At 71.1% G+C, this 25309-nt stretch carries 19 protein-coding genes and 2 pseudogenes; 15 read left to right on the forward strand and 6 right to left on the reverse strand.

Annotated features, from left to right (window positions below; genetic code table 11):
* From CcI156_RS15065 to CcI156_RS15080, 4 genes and pseudogenes are all read left to right on the forward strand, one after another.
* A pseudogene (locus CcI156_RS15065) lies at window positions 1–327 on the forward strand (thiolase domain-containing protein); the annotation flags it as partial.
* A complete protein-coding gene (locus CcI156_RS15070; RefSeq protein WP_076806361.1) occupies window positions 324–1883 on the forward strand; it encodes a class I adenylate-forming enzyme family protein in 1560 nt (519 codons plus the stop codon). The pseudogene CcI156_RS15065 and the gene CcI156_RS15070, both read left to right, overlap by 4 nt.
* A gap of 120 nt (window positions 1884–2003) precedes the next feature.
* The gene (locus tag CcI156_RS15075; protein ID WP_076806364.1) at window positions 2004–4748 is read left to right on the forward strand and encodes a LuxR C-terminal-related transcriptional regulator; all 2745 of its coding nucleotides are present in this window, start codon (window positions 2004–2006) and stop codon (window positions 4746–4748) included.
* Window positions 4749–4810: 62 nt separating this feature from the next.
* Window positions 4811–5962 (forward strand): acyl-CoA dehydrogenase family protein, encoded by a 1152-nt coding sequence (locus CcI156_RS15080; protein ID WP_076806367.1) that lies wholly within the window; start codon window positions 4811–4813, stop codon window positions 5960–5962.
* Between the two features lie 45 nt (window positions 5963–6007).
* On the opposite strand, the gene CcI156_RS15085 is transcribed toward CcI156_RS15080, so the two are convergent.
* Window positions 6008–6676 carry a TetR/AcrR family transcriptional regulator gene (locus CcI156_RS15085; protein ID WP_011436662.1) on the reverse strand — a complete coding sequence of 223 codons (669 nt, stop codon included), beginning with the start codon at window positions 6674–6676 and terminating at the stop codon, window positions 6008–6010.
* A gap of 58 nt (window positions 6677–6734) precedes the next feature.
* Window positions 6735–7913, reverse strand: a complete 1179-nt coding sequence (locus CcI156_RS15090; RefSeq protein ID WP_175637596.1) for an acyltransferase family protein — start codon at window positions 7911–7913, stop codon at window positions 6735–6737.
* A gap of 578 nt (window positions 7914–8491) precedes the next feature.
* Here CcI156_RS15090 and CcI156_RS15095 point away from each other — a divergent pair.
* From CcI156_RS15095 to CcI156_RS15130, 8 genes are all read left to right on the forward strand, one after another.
* The gene (locus CcI156_RS15095) at window positions 8492–9454 is read left to right on the forward strand and encodes a LysR family transcriptional regulator (RefSeq protein WP_011436664.1); all 963 of its coding nucleotides are present in this window, start codon (window positions 8492–8494) and stop codon (window positions 9452–9454) included.
* 276 nt (window positions 9455–9730) lie between these two features.
* Complete coding sequence (locus CcI156_RS15100) at window positions 9731–10552, forward strand: MBL fold metallo-hydrolase (RefSeq protein WP_011436665.1); 822 nt, start codon at window positions 9731–9733, stop codon at window positions 10550–10552.
* Window positions 10553–10670: 118 nt separating this feature from the next.
* Window positions 10671–12080, forward strand: a complete 1410-nt coding sequence (locus tag CcI156_RS15105) for an ABC transporter substrate-binding protein (RefSeq protein WP_023841317.1) — start codon at window positions 10671–10673, stop codon at window positions 12078–12080.
* Window positions 12080–13096 (forward strand): carbohydrate ABC transporter permease, encoded by a 1017-nt coding sequence (locus tag CcI156_RS15110; RefSeq protein WP_254847447.1) that lies wholly within the window; start codon window positions 12080–12082, stop codon window positions 13094–13096. Before CcI156_RS15105 ends, CcI156_RS15110 begins: the two co-directional genes overlap by 1 nt.
* On the forward strand, window positions 13083–13910 hold the full coding sequence (locus CcI156_RS15115) for a carbohydrate ABC transporter permease (protein ID WP_076806369.1): 828 nt from the start codon (window positions 13083–13085) through the stop codon (window positions 13908–13910). Before CcI156_RS15110 ends, CcI156_RS15115 begins: the two co-directional genes overlap by 14 nt.
* A gap of 7 nt (window positions 13911–13917) precedes the next feature.
* Window positions 13918–15240 (forward strand): ABC transporter ATP-binding protein, encoded by a 1323-nt coding sequence (locus CcI156_RS15120; RefSeq protein ID WP_023841319.1) that lies wholly within the window; start codon window positions 13918–13920, stop codon window positions 15238–15240.
* The gene (locus tag CcI156_RS15125; RefSeq protein WP_023841320.1) at window positions 15237–15968 is read left to right on the forward strand and encodes an HAD-IA family hydrolase; all 732 of its coding nucleotides are present in this window, start codon (window positions 15237–15239) and stop codon (window positions 15966–15968) included. The genes CcI156_RS15120 and CcI156_RS15125 overlap by 4 nt, the downstream gene beginning before the upstream one ends.
* A 338-nt stretch (window positions 15969–16306) precedes the next feature.
* Window positions 16307–18061 carry an AAA family ATPase gene (locus tag CcI156_RS15130; RefSeq protein WP_076806371.1) on the forward strand — a complete coding sequence of 585 codons (1755 nt, stop codon included), beginning with the start codon at window positions 16307–16309 and terminating at the stop codon, window positions 18059–18061.
* A 61-nt stretch (window positions 18062–18122) separates the two neighbouring features.
* On the opposite strand, the gene CcI156_RS15135 is transcribed toward CcI156_RS15130, so the two are convergent.
* From CcI156_RS15135 to CcI156_RS15145, 3 genes are all read right to left on the reverse strand, one after another.
* Window positions 18123–18758, reverse strand: coding sequence for a response regulator transcription factor (locus tag CcI156_RS15135; RefSeq protein ID WP_076806377.1), 636 nt, complete (start codon window positions 18756–18758; stop codon window positions 18123–18125).
* Between the two features lie 229 nt (window positions 18759–18987).
* Entirely contained in the window at window positions 18988–19854 is an 867-nt protein-coding gene (locus CcI156_RS15140) for an SAM-dependent methyltransferase (RefSeq protein WP_076806373.1), read from the reverse strand.
* A 78-nt stretch (window positions 19855–19932) separates the two neighbouring features.
* Window positions 19933–22590, reverse strand: coding sequence for an RNA helicase (locus tag CcI156_RS15145; protein ID WP_083718563.1), 2658 nt, complete (start codon window positions 22588–22590; stop codon window positions 19933–19935).
* A 544-nt stretch (window positions 22591–23134) separates the two neighbouring features.
* Here CcI156_RS15145 and CcI156_RS15150 point away from each other — a divergent pair.
* A complete protein-coding gene (locus CcI156_RS15150) occupies window positions 23135–24043 on the forward strand; it encodes an acyl-CoA desaturase (protein ID WP_139341516.1) in 909 nt (302 codons plus the stop codon).
* A gap of 190 nt (window positions 24044–24233) precedes the next feature.
* On the opposite strand, the gene CcI156_RS15155 is transcribed toward CcI156_RS15150, so the two are convergent.
* On the reverse strand, window positions 24234–24581 hold the full coding sequence (locus tag CcI156_RS15155; protein ID WP_011436676.1) for a hypothetical protein: 348 nt from the start codon (window positions 24579–24581) through the stop codon (window positions 24234–24236).
* 237 nt (window positions 24582–24818) lie between these two features.
* Here CcI156_RS15155 and CcI156_RS15160 point away from each other — a divergent pair, with 237 nt between their 5' ends.
* The gene (locus CcI156_RS15160) at window positions 24819–25217 is read left to right on the forward strand and encodes a hypothetical protein (protein ID WP_011436677.1); all 399 of its coding nucleotides are present in this window, start codon (window positions 24819–24821) and stop codon (window positions 25215–25217) included.
* Window positions 25178–25309: pseudogene (locus tag CcI156_RS27500) on the forward strand (recombinase family protein); the annotation flags it as partial. The gene CcI156_RS15160 and the pseudogene CcI156_RS27500, both read left to right, overlap by 40 nt.

The raw sequence follows: 25309 nt of genomic DNA on the forward strand, positions 1-25309 counted from the left end.
CTGCTGGAGCTGCACGACTGTTTCACCATCGCGGAGTTGCTGGAGTACGAGGTCGTCGGGTTGTGCCCGCCGGGCGGCGGGGGGCAGGTCATCGCCGACGGGGTCGTGGACCGGGACGGCACGCTGCCGGTCAACCCCTCCGGGGGGTTGAAGGCCAAGGGTCATCCGGTTGGTGCCACCGGGGTGTCCCAGCATGTGATGGCGGTCCTGCAGCTCACCGGCACCGCCGGGGCGATGCAGATCCCCGGGGCCACCGTCGCCGGGGTGTTCAACATGGGTGGCCTGGCGGTCGCCAACTATGCGAGTGTCCTGGAGCGTGTGCGATGAGTGATCTCACCGGGAAAAGTGACCTGACCCTGAAGGCGGTGTTCGTCGACGCGTTGGACCGGTTCGGTGCGCGTCCCGCCCTGCACTATCAGGGGCGGACCTACGGGTACGGCGAGATCGTGGCCGCGGCGAACCAGCTCGCGCACCGGCTGCGTGCGGCGGGGGTGGGGCYGGGGGTGTCGGTGGCGTTGATGATGTCCAACCGGCCCGAGTACATCGTCGCGGATCAGGCGATCCTGCGGTGTGGCGCGGTCAAGGTGGCGCTCAACGACATGCTGTCGGCCAGCGAGATCGACTACATTCTGCGGGACAGCGAGGCCCGGGTCGTCCTCGCCGATGCGGGGATGCTCCCGGCTGCGCTGCACTCCGCGCCGCCCCTGTTGGAGACGGTCATCGCCGTCGCCGACCCGGACGACTGCCCGGGCGGGGTGGTGGCGTGGCACGACGCGCTGGCCGGGCAGCCGACCACCGTGCCGGAGGTCGACCCGACACCCACCGACCCGGGGTTGATCGTCTATACCGGGGGTACGACCGGTCTGCCCAAAGGGGTGATGCACACCCAGCGGAATCTCGCGCTCAATCTGTTCTCGCACGTGATGGAGATGGGGCTGCTCGACGACGAGGTGCTGCTGTTGATGTCGCCGCTGCCGCACAGCGCGGGTTTCCTGCTGCAGGCCGGGATGCTCAAGGGGGCCCGGCACTTCCTGGAGACCAGGTTCGACCCGGAGCTGGTGCTTGAGCGGATCACCGCCGACCGGGTGACCTTCACGTTCATGGTGCCTACCATGATCTACCGGGTGCTTGACCGGGCGGCGGGCCRCGCGTTGGACCTCAGCTCGCTGCGGACCATCCTGTACGGTGCCGCGCCGATCACCCGGGAGCGGCTGGAGCAGGGCCTGGAGGTGCTCGGCCCGGTGTTCATGCAGCTGTACGRGCAGTCGGAGGCGCCGAACTTCATCACCCGTCTTCGCCGTGAGGATCATCGTCTTGATCCTGACGGGGAGCATCGGCTGGCCAGCTGTGGTCAGCCGGTCGTCATGGCCACGGTCAGGGTGGTCGACGAGGCTGGCCGGGAGCTGCCCCGCGGTCAGGTCGGGGAGATCGTCGCCGCCACGCCGTACAYGATGGTGGGGTATCGGGGCCGGCCCGAGCAGACCGCCAAGGCGCTGCGGGACGGGTGGTTGCATACTGGGGATATCGGGCGGATGGATGCCGAGGGGTACGTCTATCTGCTGGACCGCAAGAACGATATGATCATCACCGGTGGGATGAACGTGTACAGCACGGAGGTGGAGAACGCGGCGGCGGCCTGTCCTGGGGTTGGGCAGGTCGCGGTCGTCGGGGTGCCGCATCCGGACTGGGGTGAGGCGGTCGTGGCGTTCGTCGTGCCCGATGATACCGGTGCGTTCGACGAGGCCAAGCTGCTGGCGCACTGTCGGGTCGAGCTTGCCCGGTACAAGCAGCCCAAGGCCGTGCGGGTCGTCGAGGCCCTGCCGACCACCGTGTACGGCAAGCTGGACAAGAAGGCGCTGCGGGCCGGCTGGCCCGGTTGGTGACKCCCAAAGTGTTGCGGCCTGGGCGGCCAGTGCGAAAATCAGCCCGAGGGTGTGTGAGTATCGTCACGAACGCGTGGCAGGGGAGCCGGGCGGGGAGCCCTCGGAAGCGAGGCGAGCTGGATGGACACCAAGGCACGTCCCACGCTGGCCGTGTCCACGAAGTTTCAGGCACCCACCTATGACACCCAGCTGGTCGGCCGGGACCGGCTTCTCGACGTGTTGCGAGATGGCCGGGCCCGGCGGCTGGCTTTGATCCACGCGCCGGCCGGGTTCGGGAAGACCACGCTGGCGGTGCAGTGGCAGCGGGTGCTGCGCGCCGAGGGGGTGCCGGTGGCGTGRCTGAGCCTCGACCGGGACGACAACGACGCGGTGTGGTTCCTCAGCCATCTCATCGAAGCGGTGCGCCGGGTCGAACCGACCCTGGGCGGTGACCTGGTCGAGGTGCTGGAGGGGCATTCCGACGACGCGCAGCGGTATGTGCTCACCGAGCTGGTCAACCAGCTTGCCGAGCATCGGCGGCCATTGGCGATCGTGCTCGACGACTGGCATCTCATCGACGCCCCGCAGGCTGTTGCCGCGTTGGAGTTCCTGCTGGAAGCGGGTCCGGCCAACCTGCATCTGATCGTCACCAGCCGGACCCGGTCGCCGGCCGTGGGCCGGTTGAAGGTGCGTAACCAGGTGACGGAGATCGACGCCACGCAGCTGCGGTTCGACCATCGGGAATCCGCGGCCTTCCTGCTTGAGCTCAACGAGTTGGATCTCGACAGCACGGACGTGCATCGGCTGTGGTCGAGTACCGATGGCTGGGTCGCCGCGTTGCAGCTGGCGACCCTGTCGCTGCGTGACAGCGCCGACCCGTCGGCGTTGATCCGCGGTTTCTCCGGGCGGCATCACTCCCTGGGTGACTATCTCGCCGAGAACGTGTTCGATGCGCTGCCCGCGGATCTGCTCGACTTCCTGCTCACGACTTCCGTCTGTGATCGGCTCTGCGGTGATCTGGCGGCGGCGGTGAGTGGGCAGCGGCGGGGGCAGGCGCTGTTGGAGGAGCTGGAACGGCGGGACTTGTTCCTGCGGCCGCTCGACGACAATCGGGAGTGGTTTCGCTACCACCATCTGTTCGTGGGTTACCTGCGCCGCCGCCTGGAGCGTGATCATGCGGATCGGGTGGTGACCCTGCACCGGACCGCGTCGGCCTGGTTCGCTGATCACGGTCTGCTCGGTGAGGCGGTCACCCATGCCCTGGCCGCCGGTAACGACGCCGGGGCGGTGGACCTGGTGGAGCGGCAGGCCATGCACCTGGTGGAGCACAGCCGGATGGCCGTCCTGCTCAGCCTGGTCAACAAGTTGCCGTCGGCGCTGCTGCCCGGCCGGTYGCGGCTGCAGATCGCGATCGCCTGGGCCAACTGTCTGCTGCAACGGGCGCAGCCCGCGCAGGTCGCGCTCGACCACGTGCGTGCCGCCCTGACACCCGACGACACCAGCGACACCGGTAAGGACATCCTCGGCGAGGCCGATGTCGTCCAGGCCTGCATCGACGTCTATGGTGACCGGATCTACCGCGCCGCTGACCTGATCGCCCCCTACATTGCGAAGAACTCCGGCTACCGGCCGTGGCTGGTCGCAGTGTCGTCCAACATCCGGACCTTCGTCGACATCCACACCTTCGCCTACGACACCGCGCAGGCGCGGCAGCGGTGGGCCAATGCCTTCCACGACACCACCCGCGGGCCTTTCGCCGGCGTGTACGGGCGCTGCTTCGCCGGACTCGCGGCGTTCGCCCAGCTTGACCTGGTGACCGCCGAACGCCTGTACCGGGAAGCCGTGGCCCTCGCCCGCGAAGCCGCCGGGCCGCGCTCGCACGCCGCCCGGCTGGCCGGCGCGCTGCTGGGCCGGCTGTACTACGAGYGGGGCGACATCGACGCCGCCGAGCGGCTGCTGGAGGAGTGCCACGAGCTCGGTGCCGAAAGCGGCGTCGCCGATCTCATGATCGCCACCTACTCCACGCTGGCCCGCATCAAGACCCTGCGCGGTGAGATCGAGGACGTCTGGCACCTGCTCGACGAGGGCAGCGAGGCGGCGAGCCAGCTCGTCCTGCCTCGGTTGTCGGCCGCCGTCGATCACGAACGCCTGCGGCTGCACCTGGCCCGTGGGGACCTCGGGCGCGCCCAGAACGTGCTCGCCCGCCAAAGCGACGACGTCGCCCGCGGCGGCGACGGCATCGCCATGGCCACCCGCCACTACCAGCTCGCGATGCGCGCGCGGGTCATGGCCGCCCAGGCCGACTACGACGGTGCCCTGCGGCTGCTGTCCCAGATGCACCAGGAGAGCAGCTCCGTGGCCTGGCGGTACGCCGAAACGGCCACGCGTATCGACCTCGCGGTGGTGCACTCGCTGACCGGCGACACCGACACCGCGCTGCGCACCCTCGTGCCCGCCGTCGTCGCCGGGGCCCGCTGCGGTCTGGTGCGCACCGTTACCGACGCCGGYCCGGAACTCCTGAAGATCATTGGCGAGCTGYGGGACGCGAGCCGGTGCCGCCGGTGGCCGGTGGAGTTGCCCACCGTGCCCTCCGACTACCTGTCCAARCTGCTCGCCACGGCCCACGCGGACGCGGAACGGGCGGCGATCCCCATCATCGATCGCCCGGCCGAGCGGAACCCCGCTCCCGAAGAGCCGCTCAACGCCCGCGAGATCGACATCCTCCGTCTGCTGGACCGCGGACTGTCGAACAAGGAAATCGCGCGTAACCTCGGTCTGACCATCAACACCGTCAAGTGGTATCTCAAGAGCATCTACACCAAGCTCGGGGTCGCTCGGCGCGGGGAATCGGTCTCGGAGGCCCGCCGGCGCCGGATCCTGGCCTGAATGCCCTGGTGGCCCTGAACGCCCTGGTAGCGGGTGCCGCTTCCACGACGGGGAGGACAGCGATGCCTGACACCCGGCTCAGCGAGGAGCAGGAAGCCCTGCGCAAGGCCGTGGAGGCGTTCGCMCGCGAGGTGGTCGCCCCCGGGGCGGCGYGGCACGACGAGGAGAAGACGTTCCCGTACGAGGTCGTCGCGCAGATGGCCGACATGGGCCTGTTCGGTCTGCCGTTCCCGGCGGAGTACGGCGGGCAGGGCGCCGACTTCTTCGCCCTCTGCCTGRCCATCGAGGAGCTGGCCCGGGTCGACTCAGCGGTGGCGATCACGCTGGAGGCCGGGGTTGGCCTCGGCGCGATGCCGATCTACCGGTTCGGCACGCCGGCGCAGCGGGAGGAGTGGCTGCCGTCGCTCGCCAGCGGGCGGGCGTTGGCCGCGTTCGGGCTGACCGAACCAGACGCGGGCAGCGACGCTGGCGGCACCCGCACCACCGCCCGGCTCGACGGCGGCGACTGGATTATCAACGGCTCGAAGGCCTTCATCACCAACTCGGGTACCGACATCACCCGGCTCGTCACCGTCACCGCTGTCACGGGGCGGACCCCGGCCGGACACAAGGAGATCTCGTCCGTCCTGGTGCCGGTGCCCACCCCCGGCTTCACCGCCGGTCCGGCCTATTCGAAGGTCGGCTGGCATGCCTCCGACACCCATCCGCTGACCTTCGACGACGTGCGGGTGCCCGCGGAGAATCTGCTCGGTGCGCGCGGCCGCGGCTTTGCGAACTTCCTGCAGATCCTGGACGAGGGCCGGATCGCGATTTCCGCGCTGGCCGTCGGGCTGGCGCAGGCCTGCGTGGACGAGAGCGTGAAATACGCGAAGCAGCGGGAGGCATTCGGCGCGCCGATCGGCCGCAACCAGGCAATCGCCTTCAAGATTGCCGAGATGGAGGCGCGGACGTACGTGGCCCGTGCCGCCTACTACGACGCGGCCTCCCGGATGCTCGCCGGCCTGCCCGTCAAGAAGGAGGCGGCGATGGCGAAGCTGTTCTCCTCGGAGGCGGCGGTGACGAATGCCCGCGAGGCCACGCAGATCCACGGYGGCTACGGGTTCATGAACGAATACCCGGTCGCCCGGCACTGGCGGGACGCCAAGATCCTGGAGATCGGCGAGGGCACCAGCGAGGTCCAGAAGATGYTGATCGCGCGCGAACTGGGTCTGTAGGTCACGAGGCTCGCGAGAACACCGCCGGCACCCCGCGAAAGATCATCAGCGGGTGGCGGCCGGCCCGGGTGCCGGGCGCCGCGCTCCCGCGGCGAGCAGGGCGGCCAGGCCGAGCCGGTGCAGCAGGTCCGCCAGCTGCGGCCGACTCATCGTCACCGCGCTGTAGGGGGTGGAGTTCAGCAGGCCGAAGGTGGCGTGGACGGCGGCGCGGGCGGTGCCCTCGGCGAGTTCGGGGCTGCGGGCGCGCAGCTGGGCGACCCAGAGCTCGACGTAGCCGCGTTGCAGCCGGCGCACGGTGCGCGCGTCGGCCGGGTTCATACTGGTCAGGTCGCGATCATGGATACGGATCAGTTCGGGTGAGTCGAGAGCGAAGGAGACGTGCCAGCGCACGAGCGCGTCCAGCGTGCCGTCCGGACTGGGCGTGCCGTCCGGACTGGGCGTGCCGTCCGGACTGGGCGCCGCGGCCGCGCGACGGGTGCCCTCGGCGAGCAGGCGTTCACTGATGCCGATCAGCAGTTCGCCGAGGATCGCCTGCTTACTCGGGAAATGCTTGTACAACGCCGGCCCGGAGACGCCCGCGGCCCGGCCAATGTCGTTGATGCTCACCCCGTGGTACCCGCGCTCGGCCATCAACCGGGCCGCGGCGGCGAGGATACGCTCCCGGCGCGATCCTGCTGGCGGCGGTTTTTCGAGGCTGAAGGACACGGTCGGCACATTACCGCCTTCCGGGACAGCCGGTGCCCGCCTGGTTAATACTGGCTAACCCAGGTTTTCAGTCGTCCGGCCCGGTGCGCGCCGGTCCACGCGGGGCCGCGGCCCCGCGCTCCACCGGCGCGAACAGGACGATCAACGGCGCCAGGAAGAGCGCGGGCAGGATCACCCACAGCGGTCGCCCGGCCCACCAGGTCGCGGTCGGTTCGTCGGGCATCGGCAGCCCGACCGCCCGCATCGTGACCATCGCGAGCAGCAGGGCCGTCATGTGCCACAGGAACACGGTCATGATCACGGCGTTGCCCGTGACGACCGCCGTCCACGGCCGGCGCCGGGCCAGCATCCGGTTCAGGGCGGGTGCGGCGAGCAGGATCAGACCGAGCTGGAAGACGGCGAGCACGGCGATCGCAGCGGTCGTCGGGAACATGTTGCCGCGTCTGGCTCCCTCGGTGGCGACCATCGATCGCGGATACTCGTCGAGCGTCGTCACCAGGGCCAGCCCCGCCAGCCCGCAGAGCGCCGTCAGCAGCGCCCGCCGCGGCCCGCGCAGGACGCCGTCCCGCCAGAAATACCCGAGCTGGTGGGCGAAAACCCAGACGAGACCGGTGTTGACATAGCCGAACACCGTGCTGCCGGTGCCGAACCGCGCCAGGTCGACGAGCGCCACGACCGCGCCCAACAGCAGGATGAACCGGCGGCCGAACCGCCGATGGACCGCCGCGGTCACCGGCACGACCAGGATGACCCCCAGGTACGCCGCGAGAAACCACAGCGGCACCAGCACGGCCCGTCCATAGCGCAGCAGACCCGGGTAGTCGGGGAGCGCGAGCAGCAGGACGGCGTCGACCGCCGCCCAGACGACGGCGAACACCGCCATCGGGGGCAACAGGCGGCGCAGCCGCCCCCGCAGGAAGCGCCGTGCCCGCGGGCCCCAGGGACGCGCGGGATCATCGCGCGGGGACCCCGTGGCGCGACCGGCCGCGTCCCAGGCCGCCAGGTGGGCGAAGCCACCGATGACGAAGAACACCGGCATCACCTGGAGCAGCCAGGTCGCGAGCCAGGCGAACGGTATCCGCGCGATCGGATTGGGCATCACGAGGACGCCCCCGCGAAAGTGGTCGATGGACAGGGCCCAGTGCCACAGCACCACGACACAGACGCTCGCCAGGCGCAGGAAGTCGACGTCGCGCGCCCGGGACGGCGGGGTGGAGTCGACGAGCCGGCCCACGGACCGCTCCACGGACCGGCCCATGGAGCGGCCCATGGAGCGCAGCCCGCCCCACGGTGACCACACACCGCCAGGCTGCCAGACGCGGCGCCCCGGCGATTGCCGGGACGGACCCGGCACCTGAAACTGCCGTGAAACCGCGATGAACCCGGCGGGCCGCACGCTCATCCCATGGCAGCAGACCTTCTCGGGCAGCCGGACCAGCGGTCTAGGAGGTCGCCCGCGGGGGTGCCGGCGTCCCCGTCCCCGGCGGTGACGCGGTCCGCGGCGGACGGGGGAGAGTCCGCCGCGGGCGGTTCGATTCCGAGCCAGCCGTCTGGTGCCCGGCCGGTCCTCCCTCACCCCGAGCAAGATAATCAACGGTGTTGACGCCCACTCGGCTATCATGATCAACAAAAGATCGGTGGGTCCGGCGGGCCCGGTGGGCCGGTAACCCATGGCCCCAGCCCGCTGGAGATGATCCGCGGCCATCATCCATGATCGGCTGGGCGGCCAATCAACACGGGAATTTCACCGTCCGTTTTTTTTATATTTCGCCGCCGGTATTCCGGAACGATATTTTTCTGCGGGGAGGTGCCGTGGAGACCCGCATGGAGTTCCGCTATCTCGTCTCGTTCCTCGCAATCGCCGAGGAACTGCACTTCGGGCGGGCGGCGGCCCGGCTGCACCTGGCCCAGCCGTCGCTGAGTCAGCAGCTCCAGCGCCTCGAACGGGAGGTCGGTGTCGAACTGGTCAGCCGGACCTCCCACGAGGTGCGGCTCACCGCGGCCGGCCGCGCGTTCGAGGTCGAGGCCCGGCGGGTCCTCGACACCGCGCGCCGGGCCGTGTCGGCGGCCCGGGAGGCGGCCTCGGGCCGCGTGGGCGTGCTGACCATCGGCTTCAACTTCCCCGCCGGGCAGCGGGTGCTCCAGCCGACCCTCGTCCGGTTGGGCGCCGACTACCCTGGCATCTCCACGGTTCTCTGGGAGGCCCGCAGCGGACCGACGCTCGCCGCCCTGCACGACCGCAAGGTGGACGTGGCGCTCGTGTTCGGCGGGGCGCCGGCCGTCGGGCTGCAGTCGCGACGGATTCTCACCCTGCCGCTGGTCGCCATCGTCGGCCACCACCATCCGTGGGCCGACCGCCAGCAGGCGTCGTTCCGGGAGCTCGCGCGTCAACGGTGTGTGTTGTTCCGGCGGGAACAGAGCCCCGCCATGCACGACGCGATCCTCGCCGCGGCCGGCCGGGCGGGCATCAGCCTGACGGTCGCCGACGAGGTCGACGACTCGGGTGCCACGGGGATCATCGTCACGACGAAGTCGGTCGTGGGATTCGCCTCGTCCGTCCGCAGTGGTTTCGTGCCCGGCAAGGGCCTGGCGGCCGTGCGGCTCGTCGAGCCGGTGCCCACCGTCGGGGTGCAGGTGGTCTGGCACCCCGACCCGCCGCCCGTCGTCGAGGCGTTCCTGCGCAGCTTGGACAACGCGGGTCCCTTCGGGGAGGACGCCGTCCCCGCGCCTGCCGCGCCGCAGGTGCCGGTCCTCGCCCACGACGGGCAGCCGGCTTCCGGTGGTTGAGCCCGCACCCCCCGGCACCTTCGGGCCCCCGCCGCCGGACCGACCCGATGTTCTTCGTCACGGGCCGTTCGGCGACGGCGGCGCGTGTAGATGACGATTGGCTGGGGCAATCGTCCGTTCGAAAGTTCCGTATTGCCGGCGACGGCGCCACCCAGCAGCATCGCGGATGACAGCGGAAATCCTCGCGCACCCCGGCGCCGAATGTTCCACATGTTCCCAACGGAATGTTCCCAACGGAACACCAAGAGCGGAACATCAAGATGAACGGATGAACGTATGCGGTTGACCGTCCTGGGCTGCCGGTCGGGAATGCCGACCGGCGGTCAGTGCAGCTCCAGCTACCTCGTCTGCACCGCGGAGACGAAGATGCTGCTGGACTGCGGCCCCGGCGCCGCGACGGCGCTGAGCGCGCTGGGGCATCCCGCGGTGCTCGACGGTATTGTGATCAGTCATCTGCATTCCGATCACTGCTATGATCTCCTGCCGGTGGGGAAGGCATTGCTGGCCAGCCGGACCCGGTATCCCATGCGATTCCCGACGCTGCCGGCACGCGACATTCCGACGCGCAGCGAACCGATTCCGCTTTACCTTCCACGGGGCGGCCTGGACACCTTCCGGACATTGGCCGGACTATTTCCGGTCGCGACGATCCCGTTGCTGGACAAGGCGTTCGAGGTCGCCTTCGACGTCCGCGAGTACGACCCGGGGGAGACCTTCAAGATCGGCGACTGCCTGGTCAGCCTGCACGGGCTGCGCCACGCGGTACCGAACTGCGGGATCCGCATCGAGACGGCGGACGCCAGCCTCGCCTACACCGGCGACACCGGAGTGACCGACGCCCTCGTCGACCTCGCCCGCGGCGTCGATCTCTTTCTCGCCGAGGCCACCCTCGAGCTGACCGACGACAGCGACCACGGCCACCTCAGCGCCCTCGACGCGGCCGAGGCGGCCCGGCTCGCCGGGGTGGGTCAGCTCGTGCTCACCCACTTCGTCACCGACGACCCCGAGTGGCTGGCCGCGCGGCGCGCCGAGGCCGAGCGGGTGTTCGACGGGCCGGTGCACCTGGCCGCCCCGGCCCGCAAGTTCGACGTCGCATGACCTCCGCCGACGTCCTGCCCCCCTTGGGGGGCACCCTGTTCCCGGGCTGCGACCTGTTCCCGGGACGCGATCACCCCTCGGGTGACGCAATCGCTCCGACGCGTGAAAGGCGACTGGTGTGACAGCCGTTTCCCGGCACGACGATGCTGCTGGACATGAACGGGACGCAGGACAAGAACGGGACGCAGGACAGGAACGCCCGGGCCGCCGTCCGCGGCGGCACCGGGCCCGGCTGGTCGTCACGGCGTTGTCCGCCGCGGTCGGCCTGCTCGCCGTGGCGGCCTGCGGCTCGGACGGCGACACCGCCTCCGGTACCCCGGCCGCGACACCGCAAGGTGACACCCCGGCGACCATCACCTTCCTGTCCTACAACTACGGCACCCCGGGTCTCGGTGGTACGGGAACCCAGGCACTGCTCGACGCCTTCGCCAAGGCGCACCCGAAGATCACGGTCAAGCCGCAGGGCGTCGCGGTGAAGGACGTCCTCACCCGGCTGCGTACCGACACCGCCGCCGGTGATCCGCCCGACGTCGCCCAGATCGGCTGGAGCAAGATGGCCGAGGCGGTCGACGCCCTGCCGATCACCCCGGTCCAGAAGGTCGCCGGCAGCGAGTGGGAGTCGGCCACCGCCGGCATCTCGAAGAGCATCCTGTCGGCCGTCTCCACCAACGGCGTCGTCGCGGCGATGCCGTTCACGATGTCGATCCCGGTCATGTACTACAACGCCGACCTGTTCCGCGCCGCCGGCCTGGACCCGCAACACCCGCCGACGACCCTCGCCGACGTCAAGGCCGCCGCTTTGAAGATCAAGGCGACCGGTAAGCAGGGCGTCTACATCAGCGTCGTCGACAGCGGGAAGTCGGACTACCTGACCCAGTCGGTCGTCAACTCCAACGGCGGCTCGCTGGTGGACAAGAACGGCGGCGTCACCCTCGACAAGCAGCCGGCCGTCGAGGCGCTGGCCACGATCGCCGACCTGACCGCCTCGGGTGCCCAGCCCGGGGTCAAGGCCGAAGCGGCCCTGGCCGCGTTCACCAAGGGTGACCTCGGCATGTTCGTCACCAGCACGGCGCTGCTCGCCAGCGCCCAGAAGGCGGCGGCGGGCAAGTTCGAGCTGCGCACCGCGGGTCTGCCGTCCTTCGGCACCAAACCCGCCCGCCCGACCTACTCCGGCGCCGGGCTCGCGGTGCTGGCCAAGGACCCGGCCAAGCAGCGCGCCGCCTGGGAGTTCATCAAGTTCCTCACCTCCGACGAGGGCTTCGAGATCATCACCTCGAAGATCGGTTACCTGCCGCTGCGGCAGAGCGTGGCGACGAAGCTCGCCGGCACCCCGATCGTGAAGCTGCTGGAACCGGCCCTCGACCAGCTCGACACCGTCACCCCCTACACCTCGTTCCGCGGGGCGAAGGCCAACCAGGCCGTCGTCGTGCTGCAGGACGAGGCCGTCGAACCGATCGTCCTGCGCGGGGCCGATCCCCAGGCGACCCTGAGCAAGGCCGCCGAGAAGATCCGCGCACTCTCCTCCTGATGATCGGCACCCGGCCCCGCGCGGCACGCCCGCGCGGGGTCCTCCCGGCCACGGTGGCACGCCGCGCCGTGCCGTGGCTCTACCAGACGCCGGTGCTGGTGTCGCTGGCGGTCTTCGTCTACGGGCCGCTGCTCTTCGAGGCGTACCTGAGCCTGACGAACTGGGACCTGATCAAACCCGACCGGGACTTCGTGGGGCTTGCCAACTTCCGCGGCCTGTTCGAGGGCGAAGAGTTCCCCCGGGCGCTGAGCCGCACCGGCCTCTACGTCCTGGTGATGTTGCCCTTCGCGACGGTCGTCCCGATGGCGCTGGCGATCATGTTGTGGAAGCGGCCCGGTCGGACCAGCGACATCTACCGGGCCCTGCTGTTCCTGCCGGTGATGCTCGCCCCTGTCGCGAACGCGCTGTCCTGGCGGTTCGTCCTCGACCCGCTCGGCGGGATCGTCAACGTCGTCACCGGCGGGCTGGGCCTGGGCGAGCGGGACTGGCTCGGTGATMCCTCGACCGCCCTCGCCGCCATCTCGCTCGTCACCGCGGCCCGGTTCGTCGCGCTCAACATGCTGCTCTACGGCGCGGCCCTGGCCGCGATCGACCGGCGCTGCCTCGACGCCGCCCGCGTCGACGGCGCCACCGAATGGGAGATCACCCGCCGTCTCGTGGTCCCCCAACTGCGTGGCACCACGATCCTGCTGTCGTTCCTGTGCGCGGTGTTCGCCGGGCAGTGGACGTTCACCAACATCGCCGTGCTCACCCAGGGCGGCCCCGACAACACCACCGACAACGTCTACTACCGCCTGTACACCTACGCGTTCACCTACTTCGACGCCGGGACGGGCGCGGCGGCGGCGCTGACGATCGTGGTGGTCCTGTGCGCCCTGTTCGGCCTGTCGACGCTGGCCCGCCGCGTCGCCGGCACGTTCGGCGCCCCGGGCCGGGACCGGCCGACCACCCGGCTCGCGGCCGCCCTCGCCGCCCCGCTGACCGCGCTGACCAGGAGGCGCCGTGCCGCGCTCTGATGTCCAGGCCACCCGCGCCGCCGGCCGGCACGTGGTACTCGCCGTGGCGGTCGTCGCGATGCTCTTCCCGATGCTGTGGGCGCTGACCACCTCGTTCAAGCCGCCCGCGGACATCTACGGCGCCAACCCGCTGCCCATCCCGGCCAGCCTGAGCAACTACCGCAACGCCATCGACGGGTTCCCCATCGGCCGACTGCTGCTGAACACCTTCGTCATGGCGACGGGCGTGACCATCCTGCACCTCGTCGCCGGGGTACTCGCCGCCTGGTCGTTCGTCCGTTTCTCCCACGCCGGGCAGCGGCTCGTCTCCGCKCTGGTGGTCATCGCCCTCGTCGTCCCGCCGCAGGCCCTGATGATCCCACAGTTCCTGCTGGTCTCCCGGCTGGGCTGGCGCAACACCTTCGCCGGGCTGATCGTGYCGCAGCTGGCCACCTGCTCGCTGGCGGTGCTGCTGCTGCGCGAGCACATCCGCGGCATCCCGCCGACCCTGCTCGGCGCCGCGACCCTCGATGGCGCCAGCCACGCCGAGACGCTGCGCCACATCGTCCTGCCGCTGCTGCGCCCCGCGCTCGCGGCGGTGGCCGTCGTCGTGTTCATCACGACGTGGAACGAGTATCTCTGGCCCACCCTCGTCGCGCCCCACCGGGACACGACGACCATCCAGCCGGGCCTGCAGATGTTCGAGACCCAGGAGGGCCCGGAGTACGGCCCGTTGCTCGCCGGGGCCATGCTTGCCTCGATCCCGGTGACCATCGTCTATCTCTTCGCCTCCCGCCGCATCACCGACGCTTTCCTCCAAGCTGGCCTGAGATGAGCACCGGATGACCGACACCACCGTGACCAGCCGACCGATCCTCGGCGAGGCCCCACCGCCGGAGCTCCCCGCCCCCAGCGGGGGGGTGCACTTCCGTGGGATCATGCGCCGGTACGGCGGCACCGGGCGGCCCGCGCTCGACGTCGCCGACCTGCATCTGCCGCACCGGTCCTTCACGGTGATCGTCGGGCCGTCGGGATGCGGGAAGTCGACCGCGCTGCGGGTCATCACCGGGCTGGAGACCCCCGACGAAGGCCGGTTGACGATCAACGGGGTGGACGTCACGGCGACGCCACCGGGCGCGCGCGGGGTCTCGATGGTCTTCCAGGACTTCGCGCTCTACCCACATCTCACCGTCGAGCAGAACATCGCCTTCAGCCTGCGGCTCGAGGCGAAGCACAACCGCGGCCGCCTCGGACTTCTGCGCCGGGGGGCGGGCGGGGCGGGCCCGAGCCATGGCGAGATCTCCCGCCGGGTCACCGAGGCCTGCGTCCTGCTGGGGCTCGCCGACCTGCGACACCGCCGACCTGGGCAGCTCTCCGGTGGTGAGCGCCAGCGTGTCGGCCTCGCCCGCGCGATCGTGCGCCGCCCGAGTGTGCTCCTGCTCGACGAGCCCCTCTCCGCGCTCGACGCCCAGCTACGCCAGCAGGCCCGGGCCGAACTCGTGCGCCTGCACCGTGAGCTGGGCAACACCGTCGTTCTCGTCACCCACGATCAGCTCGAGGCGCTGTCCATGGGCACCCATCTGGTGGTCATGAACGGCGGACGGGTGGCGCAGGCCGGCACGCCCGAGCAGGTCTACCGCCGGCCGGCCGACGTCTTCGTCGCCGCGTTCGTCGGCAGTCCGGCGATGAACCTGCACCTGGTCGAGGTGACGAACGGCGGTGGGGCGCTCGCGGCACCGGGGCTGTCCGCGCGGCTGGCCGGACCGCTGACGCTGCCCCGGGCCTGGCTCGGCTGGCGGCCGGGGGACGGCGTCATCGAGGCCGGGCCCGATCGGGCCGCGGCAGCGGGCGGCCTGGCCGGTGCGGGCCTGGTCATGGAGGGGCTGGTCGACGTGGTCGAGTTCACCGGGGACGTGGTCGTCGTCCACTGCGTGAGCGGGGCCGCCGCGGCGGGGGAGACCGGCGAGTGGGACGCCGGCCCGGACGAGGTCGGCCCGGCCCGGTGGGCGGTGACCGTCCCGGCCCAGGCCGGCGTCCCGGCCGTCGGCACCCCGCTACGGGTCCGGGTCCCCGCGCGCCGACTGCACCTGTTCGACCCGGTCAGTGGGCAGCGCGTCGACGAGATCGATGACGACGCCGACGACCTCGCCGACGAGCCGACATGACCGAACCGCTGCCCGCGGGACGTCCCGCCCCCGTGGGGGAGACCGCGCCCGTGGGGGAGGCCGCGCCCCGGGCCGCCGGCGTGGTGCCGTGGGCGATCTGGTGCGATTTCGGCGGAGTGCTGACGTCGTCGATCGCTGTGGCGTTCCGCGACCTGGTCGCCGCCGTGGGCGTACCCGCCCACGAGCTGCGCCGGGCGTTCGACCAGGTGGCGGCGACGTGGGGCCTGCGCACGTTGGGCCCCCTCGAACGGGGCGTGGTCAGCCAGCACGACTGGGGGATCCTCGTCACGGACGCCCTCGGGCCAGCCCACCCGCCGCGCATTGACCTGTCCCGGTTCGGGGACCATTGGTATGCCGGTCGTACCCTGGAGTCGGTGATGGTCGACGGGCTGCTGCGCGCCCGCGCCGCCGGCCTGCGGGTGGGACTGCTGACCAACAGCGTGGCCGAGTGGGAGCCGCTGCGCCGCGCGCTGCTGCCCGACTGGTCGGTCTTCGAGTCAATCATCAACTCCCATGAGATCGGGATCGGCAAGCCCGACCCGGCCATCTACGACCTCGCCGAACGCACGTTCGGCCAGCCCGGCCCGGGCTGCGTCCTCATCGACGACGCCGCCGCGAACTGTGAGGCAGCGCGCCGGCGCGGCTGGACGGCGATCCATCACCGCAGCGTCGCGGACACGCTGGCCGAGCTGGCCGCGGTGACCGGGGTTCCCGAGCTGGCCGGCTAGACCGGGCCGGTACCGGGCGGGGGTGCGGTGACCAGGGTTTCCGAGCAGGCCGGCTAGACCGGGCCGGTGACCCGCTGGCGGGTGCGGCCCGGGTCGGGTCGGACGTCCACCACGAATGGTCCGAAGGGCCCCCGGGTAGGCAACCTCTGGCGGTCGCGAGGATGCTCGCCGGCGGCGACGATGATGTTCGGAGCCATCGGACGTCGGCGTTCATCTGTCCACACCGCCGGCGTCACCCGTCCGACCGTCCGACCGTCCGACCGTCCGACSCGGTGCGACGAGCGTCGACCGCCGTGTCCCGACCCGCCAGACCTGCCACGCGACCCCCTGGAGGGGCCATGACCATCCAGTACGTGCGGGATGCGACGCCCTCCACCGGGGCGGACGACCATCACGCGGCCGGAKGGATGTTGTCCCCGACGAACCCGCCGTCCCCCGCCTCAACCCCGGCCCAGCCCCGGCTGCGCGCCCTGTACCTGTCCGAGCTGGAGACGTTCGAGACCTACGAGACGCACAGCGCCACGCTGCACCTGGCCGCCGATCGCGTGTACAAGCGCAAGAAGCCGGTGAACCTGGGCTTCCTCGACTTCACCGACCGCCGCACCCGGGAGTCGGTCTGCCGGTCGGAGGTCGCGCTCAACCGCCGGCTGGCCCCCGACGTCTACCTGGGTGTCGCCGATCTCCTCGACGACACCGGTGAGGTGATCGACCACCTGGTCGTGATGCGGCGGATGCCGGCGAGCCGGCGGCTGTCCACCCTCGTGCGCCGGCGCAGCCGGGTCGGCCCGGCACTGCGCACGGTCGCCCGGGCGCTGGCGGTGTTCCACCAGCGGTGCGAGACCTCACCGGAGATCGCGGTGGCGGGGCAGCGGGCGACCCTGGAGGGGCTGTGGCGGGAGGGCCTGGAAGGCATCTCCCCCTACCGCGGCACCCTACTGGACGCGGCGGTGGTCGACGAGATCGGCGAACTGGCGCTGCGCTACCTGGCCGGCCGGGAGACCCTGCTCGGCGATCGGGTGCGCGCCGGGTGGATCCGCGACGGGCACGGCGACCTGCTCGCCGACGACATCTACTGCCTCGGCGACGGACCCCGTATCCTCGACTGCATCGAGTTCGACCCGCGGCTGCGCTTCGGTGACGTCCTCGGCGACGTCGCGTTCCTGGCGATGGATCTGGAACGCCTCGGCGCGCCGGAGGAGGCCGCCGAGTTCCTCGACGCCTACCGGGAGTTCAGCGGCGAGGTGCACCCGCGGTCGTTGCAGCATCTCTACGTCGCCTACCGGGCGTTCGTCCGGGCGAAGGTGACCTGTATCCGGGGCGGGCAGGGTGATCCCGACGCGGCCGAGGAGGCCCGCCGGCTGCTGGCCGTCGCCCACCGTCATCTGCGGGCTGGCCGGGTCCAGCTCGTCGTGGTCGGCGGGCTGCCCGGGACGGGCAAGACGACCCTGGCCGGCCGGCTGGCCGGGGTCGGTGACGGCTGGGTGCTGCTGCGCTCCGACGTGATCCGCCAGGAGCTGACCGGGATGCCCCTGCGTGAGGGCGGGCCGGCCGCGGACACCACCGCCGGCGGGTATGCCAGTGCCCTGCGCAACGCCAGCGGCACCGCCACGAGAACCGGGGCCCGCCGCGACGCCGGTACCGGCGCGGCCGCGACCTCCGACCCCGCGACCTCCGACCCCGCGGACGGCGACCCCGCGACCTCCGACCCGCGGTTCGGCACCGGGCGCTACGCCCCCGAGATCACCGACGCGACGTACGCCGAGATGCTGCGCCGCGCCGAGGCGGCTCTCGCCCGCGGGGAACGGGTGGTGCTGGACGCATCCTGGTCGAGCGCGCGTCACCGCCGGGCCGCCGCMGAGCTCGCCGCAAGCGTCTGCGCCGACCTGGTGGAGCTGCACTGCGTGACGGCACCGGAGGTGGCGGCCGCCCGGATCGGGCGCCGCGCCGCCGCGGGCACCGACCCGTCGGAGGCGACGATGGCCATCCACCGGGCGATGGCGGCCCGTGCCGACCCCTGGCCGTCGGCGACGGTGGTACGCACCGCCGTCCCGGTCGCCGAGGCCCTGCAGACGGTCCTCGCCCACCTCGACTGACGTCGCTCGGCGGGTCCGGCGCGACCATCCCCGCGCGGTGCCGTCGCGTCTCCGGGCGCCGTCACTTCTCGATGCGGGTGGCGTACACGGCGGCCTGGGTGCGGCTGGACAGCTCCAGCTTCTCCAGGATGGCCGAGACGTAGTTCTTCACCGTCTTCTCGGACAGGTGGATCCGCCCGGYGATCTGCCGGTTGGTCAGCCCCTCCGCGATGAGGACGAGGATCTGGCGTTCCCGCTCGMCGAGGGTGGCAAGCTTGCGGTCCTCGGCCGGGCCCTCCCGCAACCGGGTGAGGACCCGCTGGGTGACGGCCGGGTCGAGCAGGGAACGGCCCGCGGCGATTGTCCGGATGGCGCCGACCAGGTCCGTGCCCCTGATCTGCTTGAGCAGGTAGCCGGCGGCCCCGGCCATGATGGCGGCGAACAGGGCGTCATCGTCGTCGTAGGAGGTGAGGATCAGGCAGCCGATCTCGGGGTGCGCCGAGCGCAGATCCCGGCAGACGTCGATACCGTTGCCGTCCTCGAGGCGGGCGTCGAGCACGGCCACGTCCGGCCTCGTCGCCGGGATCCGGCGCAGTGCCTCCGCCGCGGTGGACGCCTCTCCGACAACCTCGATGTCACCGTTCTCGGAGAGCATCTCGCGGATGCCACGCCGGACGATCTCATGATCGTCCAGGAGGAAGACCCGTACGGTGCTCACGGTGCCGACGATACTCACGGTGCCGACGATACCGTCCATGGTCGTCGCCCGGACCGGTTCGGCATGGTGCCGGGAGGGTGCGCGGGTGCGGGCGGGCCCGTTGCGGGCCCGTTCGAGCCGTCCGGCGCACCCGGGTGAACCCGCCCGCGTGAGCGCACCGCCCCCGGCCCGGGGCCCGCAGCGGCTGGCGGCCGCACAACCGGTGAGAGCCGGCGGTTACCCGAGATGGCTACCCGAGGCGGGCGACGCCGCCGTAGACACTGACCTCGGCATCGGTCGGCCCCTCGCCCTCGGCGGCGGGCTCCTCCGGCCGCCACCGATGGACCATCTCCACCCCGGGATCGATGAGCTCCAGGTCGGCGAAGAACCGTTCCACTTCGGCCCGGGTGCGCTGCTGCCCGGGGATGCCCCGGGAGCGGTACGTGATGAAGAGCTGCTCCATGCCGGGGTTGACGTCGGCGGTGGCGTGGGTGAGCGCCAGATAACTGCCCGACGGCAGGGCCGCCAGCAGCCGGCCGAGGATGCCGTAGGGGTCATCCGCGTCGGGGATGAAATGGAAGATCGCGATCATGGACAGGGCGACCGGCTGAGTCAGGTCGAGGGTGTCGCGCAGTTCCGGGGCGGCCAGAATGCGCTCCGGGTCGCGCAGATCCGCGTCGAGGTAGGCGGTGCGGCCCTCGGGAGTGCTGGYGAGCAGGGCCCGGGCGTGGGCGAGCACGATCGGGTCGTTGTCGGTGTAGACGATCCGGGCGTCGGGGGCGATGCCCTGGGCGATCTCGTGCAGGTTCGGGGACGTGGGGATGCCGGTGCCGATGTCGAGGAACTGGCGGATCCCGACCTCGGTGGCCAGGAACCGGGTCGCCCGGCGCAGGAACGCCCGGTTCTCCACCGCGGCGATGCTGGCGCCCGGGAAGGCGGCCCGTGCCTGCTCGGCCGCCTCCCGATCAACGGGGAAGTTGTCCTTGCCACCCAGGAAGTAGTCGTACATCCGGGCCGCGTGCGGCTGGTCGGTCCTGAGGTCGACCGGGCTGCGTTCCTCCGCAAGGCTCTTCCACCACTGCCCGACCTCTGGGTCGTGTCGGTCCGCGCTCGTCACCGCAATCAGCCCCTTGGTAATTGGACGATCCTTACCAAATACCCTAGTGGGGGCGGATTTCGTGTTCCTTTACGGGCGTCAGAATCGGTCGACGGCGGTGACCCGGACCACCGCGACCCCCGCCTCGTCCGAGGCGGTCAGGTCGATCTCCGCGCTGAAGCCCCAGTCATGGTCCCCGGCCGGGTCGTCGAAGATCTGTCGCGCCGTCCACGTCCCCGGCGTCCCCGGCTTCTCGTCGAGGATGAGCAGACCCGGCCCCCGCGCGTCCGGACCGGTGCCGATCTCGCCATGCTCGGCGAAGTACGGCTCCAACGCCGCCCGCCACCCGTCGGCGTCGAACCCGCCGTCATACCCGCCGTCGAGCTCGCCGAGCGTGTCGTAGCGGCGCAGCGCGGCAAGCTCGACCCGGCGGAACAGCGCGTTGCGCACCAACACCCGAAATGCCCGGATGTTGCCCGTGACCGCCGGTGGCCGCTCGTCGACGCCACCACCGCTCGCCGTGGTRCCCGCCGTGGCGCCCGCGCCGTCCCCGGCCGGGTTGCTCAGCCGCTCCCACTCGTCGAGGAGGCTGGAGTCGGTCTGGCGGACCAGTTCCCCCAGCCACTCGGTCAGGTCGACGACCTCCTCGGTGCGGGCGTCCTCGGGCACCGTCTGGCGCAGCGCCTTGTAGGCGTCGGCCAGGTAGCGCAGCAGCAGCCCCTCGGAGCGGGCCAGCCCGTAGAACGCCACGTACTCGGCGAACGTCATCGCCCGCTCGTAGAGCTCCCGCGCCACCGACTTCGGCGCCAGCTCGTAGTCGTCGACCCAGGGATGCCCCCGCCGGTACAGGCCGAACGCCGCGCCCAGCAGCTCCGCCAGCGGCTGGGGATAGCTGACCTCCTCCAGCAGCTCCATCCGCCGGTCGTAGTCGACGCCCTCGGCCTTCATCGCCGCGACCGCCTCCCCCTTCGCCTTCGACAGCTGGGCGTGCAGCACCTGCCGGGGATTGTCCAGGGTCGCCTCCAGCACCGAAAGCACATCCAGCGCATAGGAGGGGGAGGCCGGGTCGAGCAGCTCCAGCGCGGCCAGCGCGAACGGGGACAGCGGCTGATTGAGCGCGAAGTCGAGCTGCAGGTCCACCGTCACCCGCACGCCGCGGCCAAGCTCGTCGGGGGTGTCGWGGCGCTCCACCACCCCGGCCGCCAGCAGCGCCCGGTAGATCGCGATCGCCCGGTGGATCAGCCGGCGCTGAGTGGCGCGATCCGAATGGTTGTCGGTGAGCAGGTGGCGCATCGACGCGAACGCGTCCCCCGGCCGGTTGATCACGTTGAGCAGCATCGCGTGGTTCACGGTGAACTGGGAGGTCAACGGCTCGGGTTCGGCCGCGATGAGCCGTTCGAACGTCGCCAGGCCGTACCCGACGCTGCCCTCGGGGGGCTTCTTGCGGACCACCTTGCGCCGCTTCTTCGGATCGTCCCCGGCCTTCGCCAACGCGCGTTCGTTTTCGATCACATGCTCGGGGGCCTGCACGACGACGTTGCCGACCGGGTCGTAGCCGGCCCGCCCGGCCCGCCCGGCGATCTGATGGAACTCCCGTGCCGACAGCAGCCGCACCCTGCTCCCGTCGTACTTCGACAGGGAGGTGAACACCACCGTGCGGATCGGCACATTGATCCCCACCCCCAGGGTGTCCGTGCCGCAGATGACTTTCAGTAGCCCCGCCTGGGCGAGCTGCTCCACCAGCCGGCGGTACTTCGGCARCATTCCGGCGTGATGCACCCCGATGCCGTGGCGGACCAGCCGGGACAGCACCTTGCCGAACCCGGCGGTGAACCGGAAGTTCCCGATCGTCCTCGCGATCGCGTCCTTCTCCGCCCGGGTCGACACGTTCACGCTCATCAGCGCCTGCGCCCGTTCCAACGCCTGCGCCTGGGTGAAGTGCACGACGTAGACGGGAGCCTGGTGGGTCTCCAGCAGCTCACCGATCGTCTCGTGCATCGGCGTGGTGACGAACCGGTAGAACAGCGGCACCGGACGCTGCGCGGAGCGCACCACCGTGGTCTCGCGCCCGGTGCRCCGCGTCAGGTCCGCCTCGAACAGCGACACGTCACCGAGCGTCGCCGACATCAGGATGAACTGGGTGTGCGGCAGTTCCAGCAGCGGCACCTGCCAGGCCCAGCCGCGGTCGGGGTCGGCGTAGTAGTGGAACTCGTCCATGACGACCTGACCGACGTCGGCGGCGACCCCGTCGCGCAGCGCGATGTTCGCCAGTACCTCCGCCGTGCAGCAGATGATCGGCGCCGTGTCGTTCACGCTGGCGTCCCCGGTCATCATCCCGACCTGCGCCGCGCCGAACATCGCGCACAACGCGAAGAACTTCTCCGACACCAGCGCCTTGATCGGCGCGGTGTAGAAGGTACGCCGCCGCGCCGCCAGCGCCGCGAAGTGCGCCCCCGCCGCGACCAGGCTCTTGCCCGACCCGGTCGGCGTCGCCAGGATCACGTTCGACCCCGAGACGATCTCGATCAGCGCCTCGGACTGCGCCGGGTACAGCTCCAGCCCCTGCTCTGCGACCCACCTGGTGAACGCGTCATAGAGTGCGTCGGGATCGGGCCCGCCGCCGGGCCCGTCGTCGGGGCCGGTCAGGTCCGGGTTCTTCGAGTCGGGGTCCTTCGGGTGGGGGTCCTTCGGGTGGGCGGCCCGTTCGCCGTCATGGCCGGTGCCGGAAGTCGGGGGAAGGTGGTCGGTGAGTGTCATGGTCGTTCGATCGTGCCTGACGAACGCCGCCCACGGCTCTCGGGTGGGCGGCCCGTGACGCTCTGCTACCCGGGACGGACGGTGTTCGTGAAGTCCGCTTTCCGCGCCTCGATGCGGGGGTACACCCAACCCGGTTCTGGCGGGTAGCACCAACGCCCCGATCCGGAAAACCGACCACAGGTAGCACTGACAATCCCCCAGACACGGAGGGAAACACGTGTCCCGTGAATCCGAACTGCAGTCGGCCATCGCCGCCTCTGCCGCTGTATCCGGCAGCACCGATTCCGTTATCATAAAATCTACCGTCACCACGTCCGGTACGGCTACCACGTCCGGTACGGCCAAATCCATCCCCACGACCACCCTCGGATCGGGCACCCTCGGATCGGGCACCCTCGGTTCTGCCGCGGCGCGCGTCGCAGCATCCCGGCCCGGTGACTACGACGGGTGTCCGCCGGGCCGGTCCCGCCCCGACCCGACCCTGCCGTCGGGGCCGCCGCTCCCGGCCAGGGCCACCGGGCCGAGGCGGTCGACCCGTCCCGACGTGGCGGACCAGTCGAAGACCCTCGGCGAGCAGGTTCTGCTCGCGTTCTTCATCGTCGTGCCCCTGCTTGCCCTGCTCGCCGCGGTCCCGCTGGCCTGGGGGTGGGGGCTGGGCTGGCACGACCTGGTCATCGGTGCCGTCATGTACCTGATCACCGGATTCGGTGTCACCGTGGGCTACCACCGGCTGTTCACGCATGGTTCCTTCCGGACCGGTCGGCCGCTGCGGATAATCCTCGCCGTCGCCGGGAGCCTCGCCATCGAAATGGGGGTGACCGACTGGGTCGCGGCCCACCGGCGGCATCACAAATACTCCGACCAGGCAGCTGATCCGCATTCACCGTGGCGTTTCGGTCATCATGGCAKGGGCCTGGCGAAAGGGTTCCTGCACGCCCATGTCGGATGGCTTTTCCACCCGGAACGGACCGCGCCGGAGACGTTCTGCCCGGATCTGCTCGCCGATCGGGACATCGCGGCGATCTCGGCCCGCTTCCCCTGGCTCGTCGCCGCCTCGGTGCTGCTGCCGCCGCTGGTCGGCGGCCTGTGGAGCATGTCCTGGGCCGGGGCCGCGACCGCGTTGTTCTGGGGAGCGCTGGTCCGTATCGCGCTGCTGCACCACGTCACCTTCTCCATCAACTCGATCTGCCACACGATCGGCACCCGACCGTTCGCGGCCCGGGACCGCTCCAGCAACGTGTGGTGGCTGGCCATACCCTCGCTGGGGGAGTCGTGGCACAACCTGCACCACGCCGACCCCACCAGCGCCCGCCACGGCGTCCTGCCCGGCCAGATCGATCCCAGCGCCGCACTCATCCGCCTGTTCGAGAAGCTCGGCTGGGCGCACGACGTGCGGTGGCCCACCGCCAAACGGATCGCCGCCCGCCGAGTGGACGCCGGCGCGGGGCGTTGAGAAACGACGTCGAACGTCATAGCTTGGCCGGAAAAAACCGGCATGGGCTTTAAGCGTGCCATCTCGGTCGAATCTTCACTGCCGGGCCCCTTTACCCCAACGGAAGCGTCCCTGGACGGGGGAGAGCGGTCTGCGACGGCGTCCGGGTGCTGCGGGACCGCAGCCGGGGAACACAAGGGGGAGGGCTCGGTCAGCCGGCCATCCGTACCGTGCCGGCGCCACCTCGGGCCCCGCCTCCGGCGCCACCGCGGGCGCCCGCGGGGCCGGCCGAACCGCCTTGCCGGTCGGAGACCCGCAGGATGCGGCCGGGCGGCTGTTCGTCTCCGCTGAGCCAGTATCCGCGGTCGCGGCGTAACCCGGCCCGTTCCGGGGAAAGACAGGCCCCCTTCACCCGATGCGCGTCGAAGCCGGTGGTGGTGCCGGCGAAGGTCTCGTGGCAGGACGGGCAGTGCGCCGCGGTCAGCGCCGTCCAGCGCACGTCGCAGCCGCCGCAGCTGAGCAGGATGGGGCGTTCGTACTCGCTGTCCCGTCCTGCCATGAAACCGCCTCTTCCCGCGAAGGTTCCGATCTCCCGTCGTCGGATTCTTGCCGCTCAACGTTTCCAACGTGGGCATTTCGGCTTTCTAGCTCTTCGGGCGCGTCGCGTCACCGGGCTGCCACTGGCCGCCGGGGGTGCCGTGGACCCTGGCACCGCGACCGTGAGTACTGGCCCGACAGCCGTGAGCACCGTCCCGGAGGGGCGCGAACTGTCGGACCCGCCGGTGAGAATCGACCAGTGACGTCGGCATCCCCGTCCTACCCGGAGTCGGGCCTGCTCGCCCGGCTGCGGGCCGACGGGTTCGTCCGCCGGGATCTGCTCGCCCTGGTCCCRCTGGGCGGAGCCGGCCTCGGGGTGGCCTACCGGCCCCGGGCCGCGTCCGCGCCCACGGTGAGCGGTGGCACCGGTCGGGAGGACACGGACGGTCGGGAGGGTGCGGACAGCCCGGAGGGTCTGAAGGGTAGGGACGGCCCGCGTGGGGCGGGCGGTGCGGTGGCGCCGGGCGTGGTGCGGCTCGCGGTTCCCCTGGCCGGGGCCGGCCAGGCCGCGCGGGTGCTCGCCGGGATCGAGGCGTTGCTGGCACCCCGCTGGGTCTGGTGGTCGGCGCGGTCCGCGACGCGCGTGCCGCTCGCCTAGACGGGGTCGAGGCCGAGCGGCTGTTCACGGACAAGGCGTCCGGGAAGGATGCCGATCGGCCGAAGCTCGACGAGATGCTCGCGTTTGTCCGC

The sequence above is a fragment of the Frankia sp. CcI156 genome, assembly GCF_001983015.1.
Lineage (GTDB): Bacteria > Actinomycetota > Actinomycetes > Frankiales > Frankiaceae > Frankia > Frankia casuarinae.